Source organism: bacterium, assembly GCA_024224155.1.
Lineage (GTDB): Bacteria > Acidobacteriota > Thermoanaerobaculia > Multivoradales > JAHEKO01 > CALZIK01.
In genome coordinates this window covers 1-4,236 of record JAAENP010000427.1, presented here as the reverse complement: position 1 = coordinate 4,236, position 4,236 = coordinate 1, and the positions used below count along the sequence as shown (strand labels likewise).

At 63.6% G+C, this 4,236-nt stretch carries 3 protein-coding genes; 1 reads left to right on the top strand and 2 read right to left on the bottom strand.

Annotated features, from left to right (window positions below; translation table 11 throughout):
- Together GY769_21220 and GY769_21215 are read right to left on the bottom strand one after the other, a co-directional pair.
- Positions 1-1,046: ATP-binding protein (locus GY769_21220; GenBank protein MCP4204440.1), on the bottom strand; the 1,046-nt coding region annotated here is incomplete at its 3' end.
- A complete protein-coding gene (locus tag GY769_21215) occupies positions 1,043-3,319 on the bottom strand; it encodes a hypothetical protein (GenBank protein MCP4204439.1) in 2,277 nt (758 codons plus the stop codon). The genes GY769_21215 and GY769_21220, both read right to left, overlap by 4 nt.
- Before the next feature lie 83 nt (positions 3,320-3,402).
- Between GY769_21215 and GY769_21210 the strand changes: the two genes are divergently transcribed.
- On the top strand, positions 3,403-4,236 hold an 834-nt coding region (locus tag GY769_21210), incomplete at its 3' end, for a hypothetical protein (GenBank protein ID MCP4204438.1).

Sequence of the window (4,236 nt, the reverse complement as noted above, 5' to 3'; positions counted from 1 at the left end):
CCGCTGGCGTAAACGTGTCGGAGTTTTCCGAGAAGGACGAAGATGTCCTCCGGCGACAAGTTGGCGAGTCGCACGACCGGGCCACTCAAGTCCACTAGTTCCCCGTTCGCAAATGTGTTCTCGGCAAGCCGTGACTGAAGGGCCTGATAGCTATAGAGGCCGCGCCGTGTGTCGGTGAGAAACTCCGGCGTGCCGCCAAGGAGCACTCCGAGCCCTTCGGCTGATCCCTGAAGGCAATCATTGAGAACCCGCAAGATCTGCTCATAGTTCGAGTTGCGAGCGCGACCGCTCGCGAGCTTGTACAGGTTCACGAGCTCGTCCAGGCAAACGAGCAGGCCGCTGTAGCCCGCCAAGCGGACAAAGCGAGCCAAGAGCTTCAGGTGGTCGTAGACGTTCCGGTCATCGATGATGGTGCGGACGCCGAGAACCTTACGGGCATCGGTGCGGGTCGAGAACTCACCGCGCAACCAACGAATCGCGTGCGTTTGGAGTTGTGTGTCACCCATGTCGTGGCCCTGCCAGTACGCCCCGATGACGTGAGCGAAGTCGTAGCCGCCCACCATTTCGGAGAGCGACTCGAGACGTTCTTGAATCACGACAAGCGGCTCGACGCCTCGCTCTCGTGCCTCCCGAACTGCCGAGGAAGCGAACCGTTCAACCACGGCTGGGAGCGCCTTGCCGTCTGGCCGCGAGCGAGTCGCCATGTTGCGCATGAGCTCTGCATAGAGCAAGCGCGCGTGGCCACCCGTCGAAAATAGGCGACGATCGGGCGCCAAGTCGGCATGGACAGTCACTAGCTTCCGCTGAAGGCCGACGGCACGGACAAGGCTGAGAAAGAACGTCTTGCCCGAGCCAAAAGGGCCGATGATGAACCGAATCGCCGAGCCTGCGTCGGCAATTCTGTCGACATCACGCACCAGTGCTTTCAGCTCCTGGTGTCTGCCGACCTGGATATGTCGGTAGCCACGGCGCGGCACGACGCCCGCTCGAAGAGATTGGATGATCGCGTCGCGGTCTCTGGGGCGTATTGCCTCAGCTGCTCTCATGCCAGCATCTCCTTGGCGACACCTGCGTTGATTTCCATCGGCTCATCGCCCTCGATTAGAGGCTCCTCACAGAGCTCGAAGGCGGAGTCGTTCAGAAGGTCGAGTGCACCGTTCGGAAGGAGACCGAGGGAATCGGTAAGCTCCTCGTAGTCGAATCGCGACCAGGACTGCCGCTCTGCGAGCCGCCGCAGGAGGTTCGTGTGGGCCATGTCAAGTCCCTCTATAATGTCTGCCTCCGGGTCGTCGCCCGGTCCCAGCTCTGGAGTAGGCTCAAGGTCCTCATCGGCGAAGATGTTTGCAAGTGTCGCTGCGGCGCGCTCTGACTCCCTCAACTTGGTGGCGATCGCGGCAGGATCAAGTTGGAGCCTGCTGCTCACAGTTTGGAGCTCGGCTTCAGGAGGGTGTGACAGAGCGTACCCGGGTCGTTCTACCGGCCCCGCAGTCACTGGCACCGGGCCGAGATCTGTTGACGTCTGGTGATCGTGGAGCCATTGGTGCACGCTCCCGGGATCGAGGCCGAGATGGCGAAAGATTCTGGTCAGGATCTTGACCTCCGCGGGTTCAACGCGGCCGTCTGCCCAGGCAACACCGATGAGGAACTCGCCGACCGTGCGTCTTTGTGCCGGCGCGAGCTTCTCCAAGCGTTTCTTGCCTCCGAGGGTCTCGGGAGGTTGAGCCAGGAGCCAATCAAGATGGGCTCCCAGCCGCCTGGTCTCGGCTTCGTCGAGATCAAGGCCGGCTGCGAGATGGTCTCGCAAGTGCTCCCTCTCTTCGCGTGCGACTTCACCGTCCGCCGCTGAGACCATGGCCGCAAGATGCAGGAGAATCGCAGCCGCTGAGTAGTCGGGAGATGGGGCGCCGCGATCGATACCGTCCAGCGGGAAGACGACGATCTTGTCGCCTCGCGCCACCCTCCGGCCGCAGAAGCGGACGTCTGGCTCGAATCCGAACCCGGCGTGGCCCAGCAGGTGCGCGGCCTCTACGACCTCCTTCTTCAAGAGCTTGTCCCGATTGCTCTTGAACCAGTGGCCAAGGATCTCATCGGCGGGTAGAAGAGCGGTAGAGCTTTCCCCAACCTTCGCCTGGAGCGTATGCTGGAAGCGAGAAAACTCCTCTGGTGCACGCGTTTGGAGCAGCTCCGGCGGTAGCGCTGCGGCCGATACCAGAGTCCCTCGCCCATCGGGGTTCCGTCCGAGCCAGCGACTGTACGAGTCCAGAGCATCGCAGCACGCCATAGCCAGCTCATCGATTCTCCGACGAGGCCCCACGAGACTCATGACATCCGGATACGACGTATCAATCGACAGGAGGCCTGCAAACGATGCGCTGGCCGGGCGATAGTGGGGCGAGATCGTCCTCTTGCAAGCCTTGAGGCGGAGGCCAGTCCCGTGTTTCTTGCGATAGAGGATGCGAAACAGCTCCTCGAATTCCTCCGGGCATCGGCGTGCAGGCGTTCTCAGGCTGATGTTCGGATCATGCTTTGCCCATGCCAACGCCCAGGCTGGTGGCAGTGGCGAGCCATGCAAGGCCATATGACCGACGGCGACCTGGAGGGAAAGAGGAACGGCACCACGTGGCACCCCGTCGGGCAGTTCCTCTCCCGGCTGCCAGGTGCCTGATTGGATTCGCAGAAACTCGAGAAACTGCGTGGCGTAGCCGGAGAAGGAGGGGTTGCCTCCGTAGACCGACAGCAGCCGTCTGACTTCACCCACGACAATGGGAAGCTCTTCTCGAGCTGCGTCCAGCCTCTCAGCGTCGAAGAGCGCTCGGCGCTCGAGTCCGTAGAAGTAGAGAAAGACGTAACCGATATAGGCATCGGGGTCAGACCGGCCGTTCGCGAGCCACCGCAGATAGCCCGAACGACAACTAGGCGGAATCGAATCGTAGGAAGGCCAGTAGGTCATTCCCTGTCCCTGACGATCAGGATTGGCGTCGTTGCACGGCAGGCTGGGATCGATGAGCGCCGGCTCGAGCCCACCCCATTCGGATCCGCTTGGGAGGTTCTTGCCGACGTAGACGAATCCGTCACCGATAGAGCGATCACCCACTCTTGCTTCTCGGCCAGGAGGTATCCAGCAGTCCTGGCTCGTGGAGGGCTCTCCACGTACCGGCGAGCGACCGCCGATAGTAACGCTGATTTGGATTTCCGGGTCCCAGTGCGGGTCGTCGGCGACGCCTCGATTGTGCCGCCCAACGGGCTTGTCCCGCTTGGCGGCTCGGTGCACGGCGATCACGAAGATCGCGATGACAACGATGATCAGAAGAGTACCCATATAAGCTACTGCGTTCGAACCTTGTCAGATTTTGACCCAGATTCTATCGAAAGGTTGAACCTGAGCACAATCTGGCCTTCTCCTTGCCCGTTGCCGTCACCGTGCACCGTCGCACGGCGGTCGCCGAGGATCCTGCGGTTGACGTCCGTTTCCTGACTCGTGGCTTGCCCTGGCGGCGTGGCAACGAGTTCCGGGCTCAAGCTGGCCGGCGGCTGAAGCCCGAGGCCCTGGCGGTGACCGTCGGCGGCCACCCGGTCGACGAGCTGCTGCGCATGCCGGTGACGCGCATGCTCGAGGCGGTGCGCCGGCTCGACCTCACCCGGCGTGAGAAGACCATCGTCTCCAAGGTGTTGCAGGAGGTCGCCGACCGGCTGCGCTTCCTGGCCGACGTCGGCGTCGGCTACTTGACGCTCGACCGCTCCTCGGCGACGCTCTCGGGCGGCGAGAGCCAGCGCATCCGCCTGGCGACCCAGATCGGCTCCAAGCTGATGGGCGTGCTCTACGTGCTCGACGAGCCATCGATCGGGCTCCACCAGCGCGACAACGCGCGGCTCATCCGCACGCTCCAGGGCATGCGCGACCTGGGCAACTCGGTGCTGGTGGTCGAGCACGACGAGGAGACCATGCTCGCCGCCGACTGGGTGATCGACCTCGGCCCCGGGGCCGGCCTGCACGGCGGCGAGGTGGTGGCCGAAGGCGCGCCCGAGGATCTGGCGGATCCGGAGGGCTCGCTGACCTGCCAGTACCTGGCGGGGACGCTCCGGATCCCGGTCCCCGAGCGCCGCCCCGAGGAGAGCGAGCGCGTGCTGACGGGGCGCGGCGCGCGCCACAACAACCGGGAGGGCCGCGACGTCCACTTCCCCCTCGGCCGCCTGACCGTGGTCACCGGCGTCTCGGGCTCGGGCAAGTCGAGCCTG